The organism is Erwinia sp. HDF1-3R, assembly GCF_039621855.1.
Taxonomy (GTDB): Bacteria; Pseudomonadota; Gammaproteobacteria; order Enterobacterales; family Enterobacteriaceae; genus Erwinia.
In genome coordinates, this window is record NZ_CP155071.1 from 2,203,274 (window position 1) to 2,224,504 (window position 21,231).

General features: G+C 57.6%; 19 protein-coding genes. 7 read left to right on the plus strand and 12 right to left on the minus strand.

Features of this window, described 5'->3' with window-relative positions:
• Window positions 1–72: 72 nt before the first annotated feature.
• The 9 genes from nth to ydgT all read right to left on the minus strand — a co-directional run bounded on the left by nth (window position 73) and on the right by ydgT (window position 7,238).
• Complete coding sequence (gene nth / locus AAGR22_RS10165) at window positions 73–708, minus strand: endonuclease III (RefSeq protein ID WP_067710425.1); 636 nt, start codon at window positions 706–708, stop codon at window positions 73–75.
• Window positions 705–1,406, minus strand: coding sequence for an electron transport complex subunit E (locus tag AAGR22_RS10170; RefSeq protein WP_345831415.1), 702 nt, complete (start codon window positions 1,404–1,406; stop codon window positions 705–707). The genes nth and AAGR22_RS10170 overlap by 4 nt, the downstream gene beginning before the upstream one ends.
• On the minus strand, window positions 1,399–2,028 hold the full coding sequence (rsxG, locus tag AAGR22_RS10175; protein WP_067710428.1) for an electron transport complex subunit RsxG: 630 nt from the start codon (window positions 2,026–2,028) through the stop codon (window positions 1,399–1,401). The genes AAGR22_RS10170 and rsxG overlap by 8 nt, the downstream gene beginning before the upstream one ends.
• The gene (gene rsxD / locus AAGR22_RS10180) at window positions 2,028–3,089 is read right to left on the minus strand and encodes an electron transport complex subunit RsxD (protein WP_067710430.1); all 1,062 of its coding nucleotides are present in this window, start codon (window positions 3,087–3,089) and stop codon (window positions 2,028–2,030) included. The genes rsxG and rsxD overlap by 1 nt, the downstream gene beginning before the upstream one ends.
• The gene (gene rsxC, locus AAGR22_RS10185; RefSeq protein ID WP_345831416.1) at window positions 3,090–5,207 is read right to left on the minus strand and encodes an electron transport complex subunit RsxC; all 2,118 of its coding nucleotides are present in this window, start codon (window positions 5,205–5,207) and stop codon (window positions 3,090–3,092) included.
• The gene (gene rsxB, locus AAGR22_RS10190) at window positions 5,200–5,775 is read right to left on the minus strand and encodes an electron transport complex subunit RsxB (RefSeq protein ID WP_067710435.1); all 576 of its coding nucleotides are present in this window, start codon (window positions 5,773–5,775) and stop codon (window positions 5,200–5,202) included. The genes rsxC and rsxB overlap by 8 nt, the downstream gene beginning before the upstream one ends.
• Window positions 5,775–6,356, minus strand: a complete 582-nt coding sequence (rsxA, locus tag AAGR22_RS10195) for an electron transport complex subunit RsxA (RefSeq protein ID WP_067710437.1) — start codon at window positions 6,354–6,356, stop codon at window positions 5,775–5,777. The genes rsxB and rsxA overlap by 1 nt, the downstream gene beginning before the upstream one ends.
• Before the next feature lie 125 nt (window positions 6,357–6,481).
• A complete protein-coding gene (locus AAGR22_RS10200; RefSeq protein ID WP_067710439.1) occupies window positions 6,482–6,922 on the minus strand; it encodes a DUF2569 domain-containing protein in 441 nt (146 codons plus the stop codon).
• Window positions 6,923–7,022: 100 nt separating this feature from the next.
• Window positions 7,023–7,238: a transcription modulator YdgT gene (gene ydgT, locus AAGR22_RS10205; protein WP_067710441.1), complete on the minus strand. Its 216-nt coding sequence runs from the start codon at window positions 7,236–7,238 to the stop codon at window positions 7,023–7,025.
• A gap of 499 nt (window positions 7,239–7,737) precedes the next feature.
• Here ydgT and ytfQ point away from each other — a divergent pair, with 499 nt between their 5' ends.
• From ytfQ to yjfF, 4 genes are read left to right on the plus strand one after another with little or no spacing between them, the layout of a single operon-like run.
• The gene (gene ytfQ, locus AAGR22_RS10210) at window positions 7,738–8,694 is read left to right on the plus strand and encodes a galactofuranose ABC transporter, galactofuranose-binding protein YtfQ (protein WP_067710443.1); all 957 of its coding nucleotides are present in this window, start codon (window positions 7,738–7,740) and stop codon (window positions 8,692–8,694) included.
• 52 nt (window positions 8,695–8,746) lie between these two features.
• Window positions 8,747–10,273 carry a sugar ABC transporter ATP-binding protein gene (locus AAGR22_RS10215; RefSeq protein WP_345831417.1) on the plus strand — a complete coding sequence of 509 codons (1,527 nt, stop codon included), beginning with the start codon at window positions 8,747–8,749 and terminating at the stop codon, window positions 10,271–10,273.
• Window positions 10,266–11,285: a galactofuranose ABC transporter, ATP-binding protein YtfT gene (ytfT, locus tag AAGR22_RS10220; protein ID WP_345831418.1), complete on the plus strand. Its 1,020-nt coding sequence runs from the start codon at window positions 10,266–10,268 to the stop codon at window positions 11,283–11,285. The genes AAGR22_RS10215 and ytfT overlap by 8 nt, the downstream gene beginning before the upstream one ends.
• Window positions 11,278–12,282 carry a galactofuranose ABC transporter, permease protein YjfF gene (yjfF, locus tag AAGR22_RS10225; RefSeq protein ID WP_067710450.1) on the plus strand — a complete coding sequence of 335 codons (1,005 nt, stop codon included), beginning with the start codon at window positions 11,278–11,280 and terminating at the stop codon, window positions 12,280–12,282. The genes ytfT and yjfF overlap by 8 nt, the downstream gene beginning before the upstream one ends.
• A gap of 62 nt (window positions 12,283–12,344) precedes the next feature.
• Here the strand turns inward: yjfF and AAGR22_RS10230 are convergent, their stop codons facing one another.
• Window positions 12,345–12,557, minus strand: coding sequence for a hypothetical protein (locus AAGR22_RS10230; protein ID WP_345831419.1), 213 nt, complete (start codon window positions 12,555–12,557; stop codon window positions 12,345–12,347).
• Window positions 12,558–14,146: 1,589 nt separating this feature from the next.
• On the opposite strand from AAGR22_RS10230, the gene AAGR22_RS10235 reads away from it, so the two are divergent.
• A complete protein-coding gene (locus tag AAGR22_RS10235; protein ID WP_345831420.1) occupies window positions 14,147–14,437 on the plus strand; it encodes a hypothetical protein in 291 nt (96 codons plus the stop codon).
• Window positions 14,438–15,083: 646 nt separating this feature from the next.
• Here the strand turns inward: AAGR22_RS10235 and araA are convergent.
• Together araA and AAGR22_RS10245 are read right to left on the minus strand one after the other, a co-directional pair.
• Window positions 15,084–16,589 (minus strand): L-arabinose isomerase, encoded by a 1,506-nt coding sequence (gene araA, locus AAGR22_RS10240; RefSeq protein WP_345831421.1) that lies wholly within the window; start codon window positions 16,587–16,589, stop codon window positions 15,084–15,086.
• A 1-nt stretch (window position 16,590) separates the two neighbouring features.
• Window positions 16,591–18,282: a ribulokinase gene (locus tag AAGR22_RS10245; protein ID WP_345831422.1), complete on the minus strand. Its 1,692-nt coding sequence runs from the start codon at window positions 18,280–18,282 to the stop codon at window positions 16,591–16,593.
• Window positions 18,283–18,642: 360 nt separating this feature from the next.
• Here AAGR22_RS10245 and AAGR22_RS10250 point away from each other — a divergent pair, with 360 nt between their 5' ends.
• Together AAGR22_RS10250 and araG are read left to right on the plus strand one after the other, a co-directional pair.
• Window positions 18,643–19,626, plus strand: a complete 984-nt coding sequence (locus AAGR22_RS10250) for an arabinose ABC transporter substrate-binding protein (protein WP_067710458.1) — start codon at window positions 18,643–18,645, stop codon at window positions 19,624–19,626.
• Window positions 19,627–19,702: 76 nt separating this feature from the next.
• On the plus strand, window positions 19,703–21,226 hold the full coding sequence (gene araG / locus AAGR22_RS10255) for an L-arabinose ABC transporter ATP-binding protein AraG (RefSeq protein WP_067710459.1): 1,524 nt from the start codon (window positions 19,703–19,705) through the stop codon (window positions 21,224–21,226).
• Window positions 21,227–21,231 lie beyond the last annotated feature (5 nt).

Consider the following 21,231-nt stretch of genomic DNA (forward strand, 5'->3'; position numbering starts at 1 on the left):
CCGCCAAAGCAGGTATTGCAGCCCAAACAACCCACCGGCACCGCAGATATCACACCCCTGCACCACTAAAACCTAAAGCTCGACCTTCTCTTTATACTCGCACAGATCTTCGATAATGCATGACCCGCAGCGGGGTTTCCGTGCGATACAGGTATAACGGCCATGCAAAATAAACCAGTGATGGCAGTCAACCTTGAACTCCTTCGGCACCACCTTCAGCAGCTTATCTTCAACCTGCTCAACGTTTTTGCCGGGAGCAAAGTTCGTGCGGTTACAAACGCGGAAAATATGCGTATCGACGGCAATCGTCGGCCAGCCAAAAGCGGTATTCAACACCACATTGGCGGTCTTACGGCCTACGCCAGGGAGCGCCTCCAGCGCCTCGCGATCCTCTGGAACCTCGCCCTGATGCTTTTCCAGCAAAATACGGCAGGTCTTGATCACGTTCTCTGCCTTACTGTTAAACAGACCGATAGTCTTAAGGTAGGTTTTTAACTGATCCACCCCCAGCGACAGAATGGCAGCCGGGGTATTCGCCACCGGATAGAGTTTCGCGGTGGCTTTATTGACGCTGACGTCGGTGGCCTGCGCGGAGAGCAGCACCGAAATCAGCAGTTCAAAAGGGGTGGTGAAAACCAGTTCCGTGGTCGGGTGGGGATTGTTTTCTCGTAGCCGACTCAAAATCTGCTGTCGTTTATCCTTGTTCACAGCGGGCTCGCTTCTCCTTCAGGCAACGTTTTCGCTTCCTTTTCTGCAGCCAGCGCTGCGCGCGCTTTCATTTTATTATCAATAAGATACTTCGCTGCCAACAGCATGCCCAGACCGATAAAGGCGCCAGGCGGCAGCATGGCAAGCAGCATGGGCGAATCAAAATGCACAACCTGGACGCGCAGTACTTTCGCCCATGGGCCCAGCAGCTGATCAGCGCCGTTAAAAATGGTGCCGTTACCAATGATTTCGCGAATTGAACCCAGTACCACCATTACGCTGGTCGCACCCAACCCAATCGCCATGCCGTCGAGCGCAGAGAGCGGGACGCTGCTTCTTGAGGCCACCGCCTCCGCACGGCCAACCACGATGCAGTTGGTAACAATCAGCGGGATAAATATGCCTAAAGACTGATAGAGGCCATAGGCGTAGGCATTAATCAGCATCTGCACGCAACTGACCACGGCGGCAATAATCATCACGTAAATAGGAATGCGGATATCGGCAGGCACCCAACGACGTGAGGCGGAAATTGCGCTGTTGGTACAGGTCAGCACTAGCGTGGTCGCCAGTCCAAGTCCGAGGGCGTTAGTCGAGGTCGATGTCACCGCCAGCAGCGGGCAGAGTCCCAGCAGCTGTACCAGCGCCGAGTTATTTTTCCACAGTCCGCCGATAAGTAGCGTTTTTGCTTCACTCATTGGAATCTCCACAGGCTGGCAGCGAGCCTATCTGCTCGGGCAGCGTTTCAATATAAAGCGTGGTGCGTTTTACCGCATTCACCACGGCGCGAGGCGTAATGGTAGCGCCGGTAAACTGGTCGAAATCCCCGCCGTCTTTTTTAACCGCAAAGTGGGGATCGTCCTGACCATTCAATCGCTTACCGTTAAAACTGTTTATCCAGTTAGAAATACGCAGCTCTATTTTGTCACCCAGGCCAGGTGTTTCATGGTGCTCCACCACCCGGGTTCCCAGTACGGTGCCGTTAAAATCTGCACCCACTATCATCTGAATAGCCCCAGAATACCCGTCCGGCGCGGTGGTCTCAACCGCTGCGGCCACGGGCTTGTCATCTTTTCGCGCCAGATAGAGGTGGTGAGGCCCATTACCCAGTGCCGCATTCGTCACGATATAGCACTCATGCTGAATGGCATTATTGTACATTTCCGGCGGCACCACCTGATCGAGCAGTATTTTCTGCTGCACCGCAGTCTGGTGTTCTATGGTCGGCTTCGTCACCGCATTAATAACCGCCGTCAGGCCGGTAGTGACCGCAGCAAATAACGCCAGCGTCACGCCGTTTTTTCTTATGGCATCCAGCATCATTTCTCCTTGCGGTGGCCGTATACGCGAGGCTGCGTATAGTAGTCGATCAGCGGTACGGTAATATTCGCCAGCAGAACCGCAAAGGCCACACCGTCCGGATAGCCGCCAAAGCTGCGAATCAACCAGACCAGCAGGCCAATCAGCACTCCGTAGACCAGCCGACCTTTATTGGTTGTCGAAGCCGTAACCGGGTCGGTGGCGATGAAAAAGGCACCGAGCATGGTCGCGCCGGAAAACAGATGAATAACCGGGGACACCAGGCTGTGAGGTGAGAAGATCCAGCCAAGGGCAGAAAACAGCGCCAGTGAGAGCACGATGCTAACCGGAATATGCCAGCGAATGGTGTTGGTCCACAGCAGGAACAGTCCGCCCAGCAGATAGCCAACGTTTACCCACTGCCAGCCCAGGCCAGCGATAACGCCGCCGTAGATAGGCTGCGCCAGCAGCTGTTCAGCATGGTGTCCGGCGCGCAGGCCCGTTTTGAAGGTATCCAGCGGCGTAGCCTGACTAATGCCGTCAATCCCCACCTGCAACTGCTGCATGCTATGGCCATCCAGCGTATGGGCGTGGAAAATCATACTCAGGGTATCCATAAAGCCCGGGGTGATTGTCTGCAGCGTATCGGGCGGCAGCCAGCTGGTCATCTGTACGGGAAATGAGATTAGCAGAACCACATAACCGACCATCGCCGGATTAAACGGGTTCTGGCCCAGGCCGCCATAGAGCTGCTTAGAAATCACTACGGCAAAAACGGTGCCGATAACAATGATCCACCAGGGCGCAAGGGGCGGAATACTGACGCCCAGAAGGAGGGCGGTCAGTAAGGCTGAATTATCACCCAGCGTTTTTGCCAGGGGCAGGCGGCGCAGCTTCAAAATAATCGCTTCTGCTCCCATCCCGGACGCGGCGGCAATGACCACCTGAATAATGTTGCCCCAGCCAAAAAAATACCACTGCGCGGCAAGGCCAGGGATCGCTGCGATGAGCACCAGCAGCATAATCGTACTGGTGCTGCGTTGATTGTGTGTATAGGGCGAACTAGCGATGCGAAAAGCCATTTAATCCTCTTGCGTAGAATGCTGCGCTTTGCGCGCTTTAGCGCGAGCGATGGCGGCCGCCACCGCCGCTTTACGGGGGTCGTCAGCGTGTTCTGCCGCTCCCTGGGTGTTATTTACCGCATCGGTTTGCTCCGCAGCGGCGGCTTTCTTCGCTTTGGCGCGCGCAATGGCGGCTTCGACGGCGGCCTTACGCGGGTCGACGGGCGCGACGGGCGCGTCATCGGAAGCGACGGGCGCGTCATCGGAAGCGACGGGCTGCTCGGCGGCAGCGGCTTTCTTCGCTTTGGCACGCGCAATGGCAGCTTCGACGGCGGCCTTACGCGGGTCGACGGGCGCGACGGGCGCGTCATCGGAAGCGTCGGGCGCGTCATCGGAAGCGACGGGCTGCTCGGCGGCGGCGGCTTTCTTCGCTTTTGCGCGCGCAATGGCGGCTTCGACGGCGGCCTTACGCGGGTCATGCGCCTGCCGGGTGGCAGGTTCGGTTTCTGCCTGGGTCTCTGCCTGATGCGCACGCGCCTGCGCTTTACGCGCATCACGCTGCATACTGGCTATCTCAGGCGTCGTTTCGCCAGCCGCATGCTGCGGTGTGGTATCGTCGGCAGCCCGTTTCTTCGTATTCACTCGCTCAATCGCGGCCTCAATCTCAGTTTGAGCGCTGTCGCTTACGGTGCGTTTCGCCTGCTGATATCGGGCTTCACGCGCCAGTTTTTCCCGCTCAAGACGCTGCTGACGGGCTTCAAAGCGGATTTTCGCCTGGGCGGTACGCTCAGCCTCAAGGTCAATGGCACGAATTTCGGCCTTCTCCTGACGATAATACTGCACCAGCGGAATATTGCTGGGGCAGACCCAGGCACAGGCGCCGCATTCAATGCAGTCGGCAATATTATGCTCGCGCGCTTTGTCGTGATCGCCCCCACGGCTGTACCAGTAAAGCTGTTGCGGAAGCAGGGCTGCGGGACAGGCATCGGCACAGGCGCTACAGCGTATGCATGATTTCTCGGGTTCGCTATCGCCCATTTCACTGGCGGAAGGGGCCAGAATGCAGTTGGTGATTTTCACCACCGGCACGTTCAGCGCGGGGAGGGTAAAGCCCATAAGCGGACCGCCCATGACCACCATCTGACCAGGACCGGGAGTGAAGTCGGCGTTATGCAGCAGATGCGCGATCGGCGTGCCGATGCGGCCCCACACGTTACCCGGCTGTCCCACGGACTCGCCGGTCAGCGTGACCACCCGCTCCGTCAGCGGCTCGCCATCGATAATAGCGCGCTTCACTGCATAGGCGGTGCCTACGTTCTGCATAAGCACGCCAATATCCGTCGAACGACCGCCGTGAGGCACCTCAATGCCGGTCAGGATCCTGGTCAGCTGTTTGGCACCGCCGGACGGATACCGGGTAGGAATGACGCGGATTTCCATATCCTTGGCGCTGCCCAGCGCTTTTTTCAGCGCGGCTATCGCTTCAGGTTTATTGTCTTCAATACCAATCAGCACGCGTTCAGATTGCAGTACCCAGCCGAGAATGCGGCTGCCCTCGATCACCTCGTCGGCGCAGTCCTGCATCAGCCTGTCGTCAGCGGTAATATAGGGTTCGCATTCGGCGGCATTGATAATCAGCGTCTTAACGCCGCGCAGGCCGCCTTTCAGCTTGGTCGCGGTCGGGAAGCCCGCACCGCCCAGTCCCGCCACGCCAGCCTGATGAATACGCTCCACCACTGCGCTGCGCTCCGCCTGGCGGTAATCGGCCAGCGGCTGACGCTCACACCAGCGGTCTTCGCCGTCGGCGCGAATGAAAATGCACATCTCGGCCAGCGCGGAGGGGTGCGCGGTAATATGTGGCGCAATGCTCTCAACGGTGCCCGAGGTGGGCGCATGCACCGGCAGCATTCTGCCCCGGCCAAACGTCAGCGGCTGACCGCGCAGGACGCGATCGCCGGGGCTGACCAGCAGTTCACCTTCATGACCAATATGCTGCTTAATGGGAATGATGAACTGCTCAGGCAGCGGAAGCTGACGCAAAGGCGACCCGTTTGACTGGGTTTTCATTTCCGGCGGATGAATACCGCCCTGGAAATCCCAGATCGGTTCTTTTTTGAAGAGTTTGAACAGATTACGCATGGTTTTCCACAGGGATAGTCCTGATCGGGATGCTGTGCAGATCCCACTTCCAGTTTGCCGTGGTGGTGGCAACCGGCCTCATCTCGATACAGTCAGTAGGGCAGGGGGCAACGCAGAGATCGCAGCCGGTGCAGACGTCGCTGAGCACGGTGTGCATGGCGCGTGTCGCGCCGACGATAGCGTCAACCGGGCAGGCCTGGATGCATTTGGTACAGCCAATGCAGTTCGCTTCATCAATCCAGGCGACCTTACGCTCAGGCTCGCGGGCGGCCTCATCGCCGAGCGGTTGAGGCTCAACGTTCAGCAGCGTGGCCAGCTTAAGCATGGTTTGCTCACCGCCGGGCGCGCATTTGTTGATCATCTCTCCGTTATTACCCACGGCGTCAGCGTACGGGCGGCAGCCAGGGTAGCCACACTGACCACACTGACTCTGCGGCAGAATGGCATCGATCTGCTCAACGATCGGGTCCTCTTCCACCTTAAAACGGCGTGAGGCGTAGCCCAGCAGCGCGCCAAACAGCAGGCCGAGCGCGCTCAATACGGCAATAGCAATCCAGACTGCGCTCATCAGAACTTCACCAGCCCGCTAAAGCCCATAAAGGCCAGCGCCATCAGGCCCGCCGTGACCAGCGCAATAGAGGATCCTTTAAACGGGGCGGGCACATCGGCCAGCACCAGGCGTTCACGGATCCCGGCGAACAGGACCATCACCAGTGAAAAGCCGAGTGACGCGCTAAAGCCATACAGCGCGGCCTGCAAAAACGTGTGGTTGAGGTTAACGCTAAGCAGCGGAACGCCCAGCACGGCGCAGTTAGTGGTGATTAGCGGCAGGAAAATACCCAGCAGGCGGTAGAGGTCGGGGCTGGTTTTACGCACCACCATTTCTGTGAACTGAACCACCACCGCAATCACCAGGATATAAGCCATGGTGCGCAGATAAACGAGATCCAGCGGCAGCAGAATAAGATGGTTTACCAGCCACGCGCAGATTGAGGCCAGGGTGATAACGAAAGTGGTTGCGAGTCCCATGCCAATAGCCGTCTCCAGTTTTTTGGAAACGCCCATGAAGGGACAAAGGCCGAGAAACTTCACCAGAACGAAGTTATTCACCAGCACTGTACCAATAAAAAGAAGCAGGTAATCGGTCATTATTACGCCTGATAAAAATGAAAAGCCGCCTATTATCGGGTATAGACGGCAGCAGAACAACCTCTCATCACTAAGGATATCCTCTTAGCGCACGGACGATTAAATTTCTGACGTTTTTTTCCGCATCAGGATTCAATAAAGGTGTTTTTGACGCGCGCTGAGCGCTTGAAATAGGGCACAAATAGCGCCGCCGCCAGCAGCGAAAGCAGAAGCGCGCGCAGAGCCGCATCGTCGCTCACCGGTGAGAACGCAAAGGTTTTCATTGCCAGCACCACGGTTAGCAGCAGCCAGATTATATAATGGCGGGGCAGACGGCGCGATCGTCGGCAGAATATCCACGTAACCCAGAGGCTGTAACCCAATACAACCAGCGACGTTACCAGCGAAATACTCCACTGCAGCGCAAAAGCATGGGTGTTAGTGAAAAGCGCAGCGCGCAGCGCCGGCGTGAGTAATGCGCTCAGATACATGGCAACCATCAGGGCGCTGGTGAGCATGGTCATAATCAGCCAGGCAAGAGGGACCAGAAGGAGTCCGGAGATTCGCACTTTACTGTCATCAGACACAATATTTCCTTAGCAAAACGGCGATGAGCACCCCCGATATTATCCCCAGTTGGGCGCCGGGGCAGAGGTAAAAACAGGCCAGTTCATTGACAGGTGAAACTTACACCACATAGCGCCAGACCGATTTAGGCACCTGGCCCAGGTCAAACAGGCGGCCACCGGACGCCAGCTCGGCCCGTCGATGGTCGGCAGCACGGTACATATTTATGATGTCGGCACTGTTGGTCAACGAGTAGTTCAGATGATCAAACAGTTTTTCCAGGCTTTCCAGCGAGCTAACTTTACGAAATTTTAACAGATAATCGTGGACAGTCATGATGATCGTCAGGGGGTAATAATTATGAGGGAACCAGTATAAAGATCGGCGGGCAGCTGTCCAGAGAGTGATGGGGCAATTACCTGTAAATTCTGCATAAAATCTGCAATAAGGCCGAAATTTTGCTCAGTGTTGGCTGCTATTTATTCACCCCCCGTCTCAGATGGCCGTGCCGGCTGCGGCACAGCTCACAAAACATGAAAATATCTGCCTTCCTGAATGACTAAAATAGCCCTTTAAAATCCTGCATTTCTGCTGTAATCGTTTCCACCGTGCGAAGTGATAAACGATTCTCTTTATTACACTTATTTAACATTAGCTTTAGTGTGCAGACGCATTTGTCCATAGCGACAGCAGATAAATGCAGCTTCCTGTCCCGACGTAACGTCTTTTATTAAATGCGTTTTGTGAGCATTGTCGAAAATGTTTTTTCGACTTTAGTCCAGGCTTAAGCCGGGTTTTATCCTGAACAACGACATCCCCTCAGAGGAAAGAAAACATGTGGAAGCGTTTACTCTTAACCACCCTTATCAGTGCCAGCCTGTCCGCTTATGCCGCGGCAGAGTCGATGACGGTGGGCTTTTCGCAGGTGGGCTCCGAATCGGGCTGGCGTGCGGCAGAAACCAGCGTAGCGAAAAGCGAGGCTAAGAAACGCGGGATTACGCTAAAAATCGCCGACGGTCAGCAGAAGCAGGAAAATCAAATTAAGGCGGTACGCTCCTTTATCGCGCAGGGTGTGGACGCAATTTTTATCGCCCCGGTGGTACAGACGGGCTGGGAGCCGGTGCTGGAAGAGGCGCGCGAGGCGAAAATCCCGGTTTTCCTGCTGGACAGGGCCATAGTGGTTAAAGATAAGTCGCTCTATATGGCCGTGGTCACCGCAGATAACGTTTACGAGGGCAAACTGATCGGCGACTGGCTGGTAAAAGAGAGAAATGGCAAACCCTGCAATGTGGTTGAGCTACAGGGTACGGTCGGGGCCAGCGTAGCCATTGACCGGAAAAAAGGCTTTGCGCAGGCCATCGCCGGCGCGCCGGGTATTAAAATCGTGCGTTCCCAGTCCGGCGACTTCACCCGCAGCAAGGGTAAGGAAGTCATGGAGAGCTTTATCAAGGCGGAGAACAACGGTAAAAACATCTGCATGGTGTTCGCCCACAATGATGATATGGCAATTGGTGCCATTCAGGCGATTAAGGAAGCGGGTCTTAAGCCCGGTAAAGATATTCTCACCGGTTCCATTGACGGCGTGCCGGATATTTATAAAGCCATGCTGGCGGGGGAGGCCAACGCCAACGTTGAACTGACACCGGATATGGCAGGGCCGGCCTTTGATGCGCTGGAGAAGTTCAAAAAAGAGGGGACCGTGCCGCCCAAAATTATCAAAACGGAATCCCGGTTATTCCTGCCTGCCGATGCGCAATCTCAGGCCGACAAGAAAAAAGGAATGGGTTACTGACCCCCGCGCCGCCCGCATCAGGGCGGTTTTTTTATGGTAGAGGCGAAGCCGTATGACTCTGCAACACTCTTCTCCACCGCCGCTGCTGAGCATAAGCGGCGTCAGTAAACTTTTTCCCGGCGTTAAGGCACTGGATAACGTCTCCTTTGACATACGGCCCGGCGAAATTATGGCGCTGCTAGGTGAAAACGGCGCCGGAAAATCGACCCTGATTAAAGTGCTGACTGGCGTTTATCAGCGTAATGCGGGCACTATTCTGCTGTCAGGCCGGGAGATTAGCCCACACAGCACCGCAGATGCGCAGGCCATGGGCATTGGCACGGTTTATCAGGAAGTGAATCTGCTGCCGAATATGTCGGTCGCCGATAACCTGTTTATTGGTCGCGAGCCACGCCGGCTGGGGTTCATCAACCGGCGTACCTTAATACAAAACGCCAGGACGCTGCTGCGCCGCTATGGCTTTGAACTGGATGTCACCCGTCCTCTGGGTCAGTATTCGGTGGCGATGCAGCAAATCATTGCCATCTGCCGCGCCGTCGATCTCTCGGCTAAGGTCCTGATCCTTGATGAACCGACCGCCAGCCTGGATGCCAGCGAGGTGACAATGCTCTTTACGCTGATGCGGCAGCTGAAGGATCGCGGCATGAGCCTGATTTTTGTTACTCATTTCCTCGATCAGGTCTACAGGATCAGCGATCGCATCACCGTGTTACGCAATGGACAATTTGTTGCCAGCCGGGACACTGACGGGCTGGCACAGATTGACCTGATAAAACTGATGCTGGGACATGAACTGCTGGAGACTGCCCTGCAGCGCGCAGGAAGTACCCTCAAGAGCAATCAGCCCGTGGTCGAATTCAAAAATTACGGCCGGAAGGGAACGATTGCACCCTTTGACCTCAGCGTGCGCCCCGGCGAAGCGGTGGGGCTGGCAGGGCTGCTCGGCTCCGGACGTACCGAAACGGCCGAGCTGCTGTTTGGCATCAGACGCGCCGACAGCGGTAGCGCTTTCGTTAAGGGTAAAAAGCGAACGATCCGCACGCCAGCCCAGGCGTCCCGTCTGGGGATCGGGTTCTGCCCTGAAGATCGTAAAACTGACGGCATCATTGGCGCGGCGTCGGTGCGTGAAAATATTATCCTCGCCCTGCAGGCACAGCGTGGCTGGCTCAGGCCGATAAAAAAACGGGAGCAGCAGGAGATTGCCGGTCGCTTTATCAAAAGCCTGGGCATCAGGACGCCTGATGCAGAACAGCCCGTCGAATTGCTCTCCGGCGGCAATCAGCAAAAGGTGCTGCTGTCGCGCTGGCTGGTGACCCGGCCACAGTTTCTCATCCTGGATGAGCCCACGCGCGGGATTGACGTCGGCGCGCATGCCGAAATCATCCGTTTGATCGAGTCACTCTGTGCGGACGGGCTGGCCCTGCTGGTTATCTCTTCCGAGCTGGAGGAGCTGGTGGGCTATGCGGATCGGGTGGTGATCCTCCGGGATCGCCAGCAGGTGGCCGAAATTGGGCTGGAGCACCTTTCGGTATCGTCAATCGTCGGGGCCATTGCAGCCGGAGGAGATCAGCATGCCTGAATCCTCTCTCGTCCCGGCTAAGCTGCAACGGTATAAACGCAGACTGCCTGCGGGGATGCCGCAAATTGCCGCGTTAATTGTGGTGCTGATTGTCGACAGCCTGGTTGCCAGTAACTTTTTTGCGATTCACCTGCAGGATGGCAGGCTGTTCGGTAGCCCGGTCGATATTCTTAACCGCGCCGCCCCGGTTGCACTGCTGTCGATCGGTATGACGCTGGTGATCGCCACCGGCGGGATCGATCTCTCCGTCGGTGCCGTAATGGCCATTGCGGGTGCCACGGCGGCCACGCTGACCGTTTCCGGCCACGGGCTGCCAACGGTTATTCTGGTGACGCTCGGCAGCGGGGTACTTTGCGGATTGTGGAACGGCATGCTGGTTGCGTTACTGAGAATTCAGCCGTTTGTCGCGACGCTGATTCTGATGGTGGCCGGGCGTGGCATTGCGCAGCTGATTACCCAAGGGCAAATCGTCACGTTTGACAGTGAGTCACTGGCGCGGATAGGGAGCGGCACGCTTTTGCTGCTGCCGGTGCCGGTCTGGATAACGCTGGCCGTGGCGCTGCTGGTCTGGCTGGTCTGTCGTAAAACGGCGCTGGGGATGTTTATCGAGGCGGTGGGGATCAACCTGCGCGCTGCGCGCAATGCTGGCGTCAACGGCTGGCTGATTGTGATGTCGACCTATGTGATCAGCGGGCTGTGCGCGGCGGTGGCGGGGCTGATTGTTGCGGCAGATATCCGTGGTGCCGATGCGAATAATGCGGGGCTTTGGCTGGAGCTGGATGCCATTCTGGCAGTGGTGATCGGCGGGGCATCGCTCATGGGCGGCCGCTTTAACCTGCTGCTCTCGCTGGTGGGCGCGCTGATTATTCAGGCGATGAATACCGGCATTCTGCTGTCAGGTTTCCCGCCGGAGTTGAATCAGGTGGTGAAAGCCGTGGTGGTGATGGTGGTGCTGCTGATTCAGACGCCGCGCGTTATTCAATTATTTAAACGAGGGGGCAAAGGTGATTAAACGTCATCTGCCGTTGATGATTACTTTGCTGGTATTCGTCGCAGGTTATCTTTTTTGTCTGGCGCAGTTTCCCGGCTTTGCTTCCACCCGGGTGATTGCCAATATCCTGACGGATAACGCCTTCCTCGGCATTATTGCAGTCGGTATGACGTTTGTGGTTCTCTCTGGCGGTATCGATCTGTCGGTTGGGGCGGTGATCGCCTTTACCGGCGTTTTTCTGGCGCGGGCGATTGGAGATTATCATCTGGATCCCTGGCTGGCATTCGCGCTGGTGATGGTATTAGGGGCAGCATTTGGCGCCATGATGGGCTGGCTAATCGATGCGCTTAAAATTCCGGCTTTTATTATTACCTTAGCCGGGATGTTTTTTCTGCGCGGCAGCAGTTATCTGGTGGCGGAGAGTTCAATACCCATCGACCATCCGCTGTATAGCACGCTGTCGGGCATGGCGTGGAGGCTTCCCGGTGGCGGGCGGTTAAGTCTGCTGGCGGTTATTATGCTAGTGGTGGTGGGGTTCGGCATTGTACTGGCTCAACGCACCCGTTTTGGTAATGAGGTTTATGCGATTGGCGGGAATGCGACGTCAGCGCGACTGATGGGAATTTCGACCCGTAGCACCACGGTTCGTATTTATATGCTTTCCTCGGCGCTGGCCACTCTGGCTGGGATCGTTTTTTCCGTCTATACCTCGGCGGGTTACGCGCTTGCGGGTATGGGGGTGGAGCTGGATGCGATTGCCTCGGTGGTTATTGGCGGTACGCTGCTGTCGGGTGGCGTAGGTACGGTGCTCGGCACGCTGTTTGGCGTGCTGATTCAGGGTTTAATTCAGACATGGATTAATTTCGACGGCACGCTGAGTTCGTGGTGGACCAAGATCGCCATCGGGATCCTGCTGTTTGTTTTTATTGCGTTGCAGAGGTTGCTGACGGTGATGTGGGACCGCCAGCAGAACGCGCCGGTGAAACGGGTGACGCCTCAGGCAGGCGTAGGTGAATGAGTAGCCACGCTTCGCGTGGTACCTTTGGTTTTGACTGTCGATTGGTCTAAAGCGCTGGTCTGCTATACAGCTGCAATATCTGCGGTGCCGGTGGATAATCCCGGCGTTTGCCGGTTAATTGTTTGGGCTGTCATAGCTGCGGTGTCGGTGGATAATCCCAGCGTTTGCCGGGCGTCCTCACGCCACGCTTCGCGTGGTGCCTTTGGCTCCGACGCCAGGCCGGACGGCCCGGTCGCGAGCGGGCGTCCCTGCCCGCCGCTCCCTGAGTGCAGCATCCCTGCTGCCCTCGCCTGGCCTTCCGTCTGCGCCGCAGCGCTGCGGATTGCCCGTCAACCGCAGGGATTGTCCCCCTCCCGGGCTTCAGAGCCGCTTCAGGTCAGGCCCTGTAAACTCGCAGGGTCTTGAGCTGCTAAGCTAACCCAGCCGCTATTTCCTGCACACCCAACGTCCCCGGGATGTAGTCACCTGGCTGCAAAAATTACTGCGTATGGGGGAAAATCCCAACGCTTGTCGGTTGGTTTTGTCCGCTGCAATATCGGCTTTGCCGGTGGATAATCCCGGCGGTTGCCGGTCAGTTGTTTGGGCTGCAATATCTGCGGTGTCGGTGGATAATCCCGGCGTATGCCGGGCGTCCTCACGCCACGCTTCGCGTGGTGCCTTTTGCTCCGACTTCAGGCCGGACGGCCCGGTCGCGAGCGGGCGTCCTGCCCGCCGCTCCCTGAGTGCAGCATCCCTGCTGCCCTCGCCTGGCCCTCCGTCTGCGCCGCAGCGCTGCGGATTGTCCGTCAACCGCAGGGATTGTCCACCTCCCGGGCTTCAGAGCCGCTTCAGGTCAGGCCCTGTAAACTCGCAGGGTTTTGAGCTGCATTAAGCTATCCAAACTGCTATTTCCTGCACACCCAACGTCCCCGGGATGTAGTCACCTGGCTGCAAAAATTACTGCGTATGGGGGAAAATCCCAACGCTTGTCGGTTGGTTTTGTCGGCTGCAATATCTGCGGTGTCGGTGGATAATCCCGGCGGTTGCCGGGCGTCCTCACGCCACGCTTCGCGTGGTGCCTTTGGCTCCGACTTCAGGCCGGACGGCCCGGTCGCGAGCGGGCGTCCTGCCCGCCGCTCCCTGAGTGCAGCATCCCTGCTGCCCTCGCCTGGCCCTCCGTCTGCGCCGCAGCGCTGCGGATTGTCCGTCAACCGCAGGGATTGTCCACCTCCCGGGCTTCAGAGCCGCTTCAGGTCAGGCCCTGTAAACTCGCAGGGTTTTGAGCTGCATTAAGCTATCCAAACTGCTATTTCCTGCACACCCAACGTCCCCGGGATGTAGTCACCTGGCTGCAAAAATTACTGCGTATGGGGGAAAATCCCAACGCTTGTCGGTTGGTTTTGTCGGCTGCAATATCTGCGGTGTCGGTGGATAATCCCGGCGGTTGCCGGGCGTCCTCACGCCACGCTTCGCGTGGTGCCTTTGGCTCCGACTTCAGGCCGGACGGCCCGGTCGCGAGCGGGCGTCCTGCCCGCCGCTCCCTGAGTGCAGCATCCCTGCTGCCCTCGCCTGGCCCTCCGTCTGCGCCGCAGCGCTGCGGATTGTCCGTCAACCGCAGGGATTGTCCCCCTCCCGGGCTTCAGAGCCGCTTCAGGTCAGGCCCTGTAAACTCGCAGGGTTTTGAGCTGCATTAAGCTATCCAAACTGCTATTTCCTGCACGCCCAACGTCCCCGGGATGTAGTCACCTGGCTGCAAAAATTACTGCGTATGGGGGAAAATCCCAACGCTTGTCGGTTGGTTTTGTCGGCTGCAATATCTGCGGTGTCGGTGGATAATCCCGGCGGTTGCCGGTTAATTGTTTGGGCTGTTATAGCTGAGGTGTCGGTGGATAATCCCAGCGTTTGCCGGGCGTCCTCACGCCACGCGTTGCGTGGTGCCTTTGGCTCCGACTCCGGGCCGGACGGCCCGGTCGCGAGCGGGCGTCCCTGCCCGCCGCTCCCTGAGAGCAGCATCCCTGCTGCCCTCGCCTGGCCCTCCGTCTGCGCCGCAGCGCTGCGGATTGCCCGTCAACCGCAGGGATTGTCCACCTCTCGGGCTTCTGCGCTGCCTTTAGTGAAACTGCTTTTATCCGCAGCCAGCACAATGCAAAAGGAGCAGGCGGGTGGGGCCCAGTGACAGTCATTCCGCAGCGCTGAGCGCAGGGAGAAAGACCCTGATGGGCCAGCAGGGATGCTGGCGCAAGGGCAGCCGGAACAGGGATATCGTTTTATGCCCGATAAGAGAGGTTAACGAGCGGAGGTGTAAGAGCTTACATGTAATTCTAACCGCTCTTACCCACAGCCCGCACAATGCAAAAGGAGCAGACGGGTGGGGCCCGGTGACAGGCATTCCGCAGCGCTGAGCGCAGGGAGGAAGACCCGGATGGGCCAGCAGGGATGCTGACCCAAGGGCATGCCGGGACAGGGATGTCCCGTCATGCCCGGTCCGAAAGGTCGACGAGCGGAGCGAAGGAACCGCGCCACGCGCGGCGTGAGGACCGCCAGGCACCGGGCCCCACCCGTAGGCGACCCCTCAGGCCTGTGTGGCACCGGGCCCCACCCGCAGGCGACCCCTCAGGCCTGTGCAGCATCGGGCCCCATCCGTAGGCGACCCCTCAGGTCTGGGCAGCATCGGAACCCACCCGTAGGCGACCCCTCAGGCCTGTGCAGCACCGGGCCCCATCCGTCGGCGACCCCTCAGGCCTGTGCAGTACCGGGCCCCATCCGCAGGCGACAATCACCGGGCATCAGGCCCCGCTCCAGTTACCCTCCGCCCTGAAGATTTAACGCTGATTCAGCCGGTAATAAGCCTCGTTCCAGCGCAGCGCATCCTTGAAGCCATGCAGCGTAGTCTCGTCATCAATGACCAACACCTCGATACCGTGCATCTCGCCGTACTGACGCATATCCTCAACCGTCAGAGCCTGACTGAACACCGTATGATGTGCGCCGCCGCCCAGAATCCAGGCTTCAGATGCCGTTGCCAGTGAAGGCTGGGCACGCCACAGCGCTCGGGCAACCGGCAGCTTCGGCAGCGGTTTCGGCTGCTCAATGGCATCCACCACATTCACCAGCAAACGGAAACGATCGCCCATATCAATCACGCTGGCGTTAACCGCGCGACCCGCCGGGGTGGAAAAAATCAGCCTTGCGGGATCGGCCTTGCCGCCAATGCCCAGAAACTGAACGTCGATCAGCGGGCGCGTCTCCTTCGCGATAGACGGGCAAACCTCCAGCATATGCGAACCCAGCACCAGCTCGTTACCCGGTGAAAAGTGATAGGTATAATCCTCCATAAAGGAAGTGCCACCGGGCAGGCCCGTCGACATCACCTTAAAGATATGCAGCAGCGCCGCCGTCTTCCAGTCCCCCTCACCGGCAAAGCCATAACCCTGCTGCATCAGCCGCTGTACCGCCAGCCCCGGCAGCTGCGTCATGCCGTGCAGCGTCTGAAAATTGGTGGTAAAGGCCATGCAGCCCTCGGCCTGCAGAAAACCTTTAATCCCCAGCTCAATGCGTGCCGCATCGAGAACGTTCTGACGCTTCTCGCCATTCACTGCGGCGGCGGCAGTAAAGTCGTACAGACTTTCGTACTCATCCACCAGAGCGTTAACGTCACCGTCGCTTACGCCATTAATCACCTCGACAAGATCGCCCACGCCCCAGCCGTTAACCGCGTAGCCGAACTGAATCTGCGCCGCAACCTTATCCCCCTCGGTAACGGCCACCTCGCGCATATTATCGCCAAATCGCGCCACCTTCAGCTGCTGGCTGGCCTGTTTAGCCGCGGCGGCACGCATCCATTTGCCGATACGCTCACGCGCGGTCTTATCCTGCCAGTGACCGGTTATCACGCTGTGAGGAAGACGCATCCGCGCGCCAATAAAGCCAAACTCACGGCCACCGTGCGCGGTCTGATTCAGATTCATAAAGTCCATATCCATGCTGTCCCACGGGATCTCCGCGTTAAACTGGGTATGAAACTGCAACAGCGGTTTATTCAGCACCGACAGGCCGCCAATCCACATCTTCGCCGGAGAGAAAGTATGCAGCCAGGTGATAATACCCAGGCACTCTTCGGCGTAATTAGCCTCACGACAGAGCGCCAGCGCCTCATCCGGACTTTTCACCAGGGGCTTCAGCATCAGCTGGAAGGGCAGCCCTCCGTCGCGATTCAGGCCGTCAACAACCTGGCGGGCATGATCCTCTACCTGACGAAGCGTTTCTGCGCCGTAGAGATGCTGGGTACCAATGACAAACCAGACTTTAAGCGCATTGAGTGAGGACATATCATTCTCCTTTAAAAGTAGAGGGGCGTGAGGCGAACATCGGTTCCGCGACGTCACACCACTGAAGGTAACGCTGATAAAGCTGCTGATAGCGGGCAACGCGTGAAGCATCGGGTTGCAGGGTAACGGCAACCGGACTGGCCATCTTCTGCTGTGCCGTGGCGACGTCGGGATAAACGCCCGCGGCAACGGCGGCAAAAATGGCGGCACCCAGTGCGCAGCATTCGTCAGAAGCCACGATATCCAGCGGACGATTCATCACATCGCAGCAGACCTGCATAATCGCCGGTGACTTACGGGCAATGCCCCCCAGCGTCAGAATGTTCTCCACCGGCATTCCCTGCTGTTCAAAACACTCCATAATTGCGCGGGCGCCAAAGGCGGTCGAGGCGATAAATCCACCAAACAGGGCAGGCGCATCGGTGCCCAGATTAAGATCGGTAATAACGCCTTTCAGCCGCTGATTCGCAAAAGGCGTACGACGACCGTTAAACCAGTCCAGCACCACCGGCAGATGCTCAAGTTGCGGATCGTTGACCCAGGCCTGAGTCAGATCGTTGAGTAAGTCTCGTCTAACCTGGTCTATTTCCTCCTTCAGGTGAGGGTGGCGGGCAGTCGCCTGCTCCAGCGGCCAGCACAGCAGGCGGCTGAACCAGGCGTACATATCGCCAAATGCCGACTGACCGGCCTCCAGGCCGATAGCACCCGGCATGACGCTGCCGTCAACCTGGCCGCAAATCCCGCTGATGGCGCTGTTTCCTACCCGCTCGGTATCGGCTATCAGGATGTCGCAGGTTGAGGTGCCAATCACTTTAACCAGCGTCCAGGGTCTGGCGCCTGCTCCTACCGCGCCCATATGGCAGTCAAAGGCGCCCCCGGCAATCTGGATACCCGCAGGCAGGTTTAGTCGCGCCGCCCACTCCGCCGTAAGGGTGCCAACGGGCACATCGGCGGTCCAGGTATCGGTAAACAGGGGGAAGTCGAGCTGCGTGGTAAGCAGCGGATCGAGGGCATTTAAAAACTCCCGGTCCGGCAGCCCCTGCCAGTCAGGATGCCACAGCGATTTGTGGCCTGCGGCGCAGCGCCCGCGGCGAATCGCCTCGGGGGCCGTTGTGCCGCTCAGCAGGGCGGGAACCCAGTCACAGAGTTCAATCCATGACACTGCCGCTTCACGCACAGCGGCATCTTCCCGACTGACATGCATGATCTTGGCCCAGAACCACTCTGATGAATAAATCCCCCCGATGTAACGCGAATAATCGTTGAACTTCCCGCTGTGGCAGAGGGTGTTGATCTCTTCGGCCTCTTTGATGGCCGTATGATCTTTCCACAGCACAAACATGGCGTTGGGGTTATCGGCAAATTCGGGACGCAGTGCCAGTACTCTGCCTTCCCGGTCTATCGGCGCGGGCGTTGAACCGGTTGAATCCACCCCAATACCCACCACCTGCTGACGCTGTTCGGGTGTGAGGAGGGTGACAACGTCACGTATCGCTTTTTCAAACGCGTCGATATAGTCCTGCGGATGGTGGCGAAACTGATTGATCCGGCTCTGGCTGTACTGGCCCTGCTGCCAGCGCGGATAGGACACGACCTGCGTATGGAGCTCTTTGCCACTGGCACAGTCAACCGCCAGGGCCCGAACTGAATCGCTGCCGAAATCCAGACCTAATGTAATTGCACCTAACTGCATTCTCTTCTCCAGGCAGTTTGAGTGAACGGTGTGAATAGCCTAAGAACTCCCTTCCCTGGGCGTTAGACCAGGGACGCTGTAGATATGCACTTTTCTGCCATCTCCCAGCGGATTGTGACGCGGTTCAAAACTTTAAGCGGGGTAAATTTGGCTGAATATATGGATTATCTGGTCGTAATTACAGGGTGTGATTGCGCTCTCCCTTTCTCAATAAGGTTCCCGATAAAAATAGCGGCCATTAACAGACTGGCTGGTATGCATCCCGAAAACGCCGCTGTTTTAAGCTCTTAAGCAAATAACCCTCATGTTGTTAACATTTACATAACCCTGCAAAAAGCGGGAACCGAGCCGGAGAGCCTTATGTTTAAAATGACCCATGTACTTGCCGCTGTTGGACTTGCCGCCGTTATGTCACATTCGGCTATGGCCGAAACCATGAAGCTGGGTTTTCTGGTCAAGCAGCCTGAAGAGCCCTGGTTCCAGACGGAATGGAAATTCGCCGATAAGGCCGGAAAGGAGATGGGTTTTGAGGTGATCAAAATTGCCGTCCCCGACGGTGAGAAAACCCTCAACGCTATTGACAGCCTGGCCGCCAGTGGGGCGAAGGGCTTTGTTATCTGTACACCCGATCCCAAACTCGGCTCGGCAATCATCGCCAAAGCCAAAAGCTACGACCTGAAGGTGATTGCCGTTGACGATCAGTTTGTTACCGCAAAAGGAAAACCGATGGATAGCGTACCGCTGGTGATGATGGCGGCCACGAAGATCGGGGAGCGACAGGGGCAGGAACTGTATAAAGAGATGCAAAAGCGCGGATGGGACGTCAAAGAGACCGGTGTGATGGCGATTACAGCCGACGAGCTGGATACCGCCCGCCGCCGCACCTCCGGCTCGATGGATGCGCTCAGGGCGGCTGGCTTCCCGGCGGCGCAGATTTATAAAGTGCCGACTAAATCCAACGATATTCCCGGCGCGTTCGATGCGGGTAACTCCCTGCTGGTCCAGCATCCCGCCGTTAAGCACTGGCTGATTTTGGGCATGAACGACAACACCGTTCTCGGTGGCGTGCGCGCGACGGAAGGCCAGGGCTTTAAGGCACCCGACGTTATTGGCATCGGCATTAACGGCGTTGATGCCGTCAGCGAGCTGTCAAAAGGCCATGCGACCGGCTTTTACGGCTCCCTGCTGCCCAGCCCGGACGTACACGGCTATAAAAGCATTCAGATGCTCTATAACTGGGTGAGCAAAGGTGCCGAGCCGCCTAAGTTCACCGAAGTGACCGACGTCGTGCTGATCACCCGCGACAACTTCACCACCGAACTAGCCAAAAAAGGGCTGAAATAGCCGCGAAGCATGTCGGTACGGGAGCGTCATCGGGCGTTCCCGCTGGTGTGGAAAGCAACGTTTGCAGGAGTTAACGATGAATACGCAACCCGCCTGGCTCAGCTTTCACGCCATCGGTAAAACCTTTCCCGGCGTAAAGGCGCTGCAGGATATCAGCTTCGACTGTGCAGCAGGTCAGATACATGCGCTGATGGGCGAAAATGGCGCAGGGAAATCCACGCTGCTAAAAATCCTGAGCGGCAGCTATCAGCCGACCAGCGGAGAGATCCGGCTACAGGGCAAGCCCGTCAGCTTTACGCACACCACCGCGGCGCTCGACGCTGGCGTGGCCATCATCTATCAGGAATTGCATCTGATACCGGAAATGTCGGTAGCAGAGAATATTTATCTCGGCCAGCTACCTCAGCGTGCCGGACTGGTAAACCGCAAACTGCTGCGCTATGAGGCAGGACTACAGCTCAAAAATCTGGGGATGGATATTGACCCCGATATGCCGCTGAAGTCGCTTTCCCTGGGTCAGTGGCAGATGGTGGAAATCGCCAAGGCGCTGGCGCGCAATGCCAAAGTTATCGCCTTTGATGAGCCGACCAGCTCACTCTCTGCCCGGGAAATTGAACATCTGTTTCGCGTTATCCGCAAACTCAGGGATTTGGGGCGGGTAGTGCTGTATGTCTCCCACCGCATGGAGGAGATTTTTGCGCTCAGTGATGCCATCACCGTGTTTAAGGATGGGCGCGTGGTGCGTACCTTTAATGACGTCGCGAACACCACGCATGACCAACTGGTCGAGGCGATGGTAGGCCGGGAAATCGGCGATATCTATGGCTACCGGCCACGCGAAAGCGGTGAGGTCCGCCTGCGGCTTGATAACGTGCAGGCCAAAGGGGTGCGGATGCCGATCTCCCTCAGCGTTCGTGCCGGGGAGATTGTTGGTCTGTTTGGCCTGGTCGGAGCCGGGCGCAGCGAACTGATGAAAGGATTATTTGGTGCAACCCGGCTGACCGGCGGGGCGCTGTGGCTTGACGGCGAGCAACTGACCATCCGCGAACCGGCGCACGCGATTCGTGCCGGGATCCTGCTCTGCCCGGAAGATCGTAAGGCAGACGGCATTATTCCGGTTCACTCCGTGCGCGACAATATCAATATCAGCGCCCGGCGCAACAATATCAAAGCGGGCTGCCTGATTGACAGGCAGTGGGAAAATCACAATGCCGCCGTCCATATCCGTTCGCTAAACATTAAAACGCCCTCTGCCGATCAACCGATCATGAACCTGTCGGGAGGCAATCAGCAGAAGGCCATTCTTGGGCGCTGGCTATCGGAAGAGATGAAGGTGATCCTGCTCGACGAACCGACGCGCGGCATTGATGTCGGTGCAAAGCATGAAATCTATAGCCTGATCTACGCGCTGGCGGAGAAGGGCATTGCGGTGCTGTTTGCCTCCAGCGACCTGCCTGAGGTAATGGGGCTGGCGGATCGTATTGTCGTCATGCGCGAAGGCGAAATAGCCGGTGAACTGAGCCATGACCATGCCACTGAAGCACTGACGCTTGGCATGGCCATGCCAAAAACAACTCAACAAGCCGCAGTCGTGGCCTGACTGGA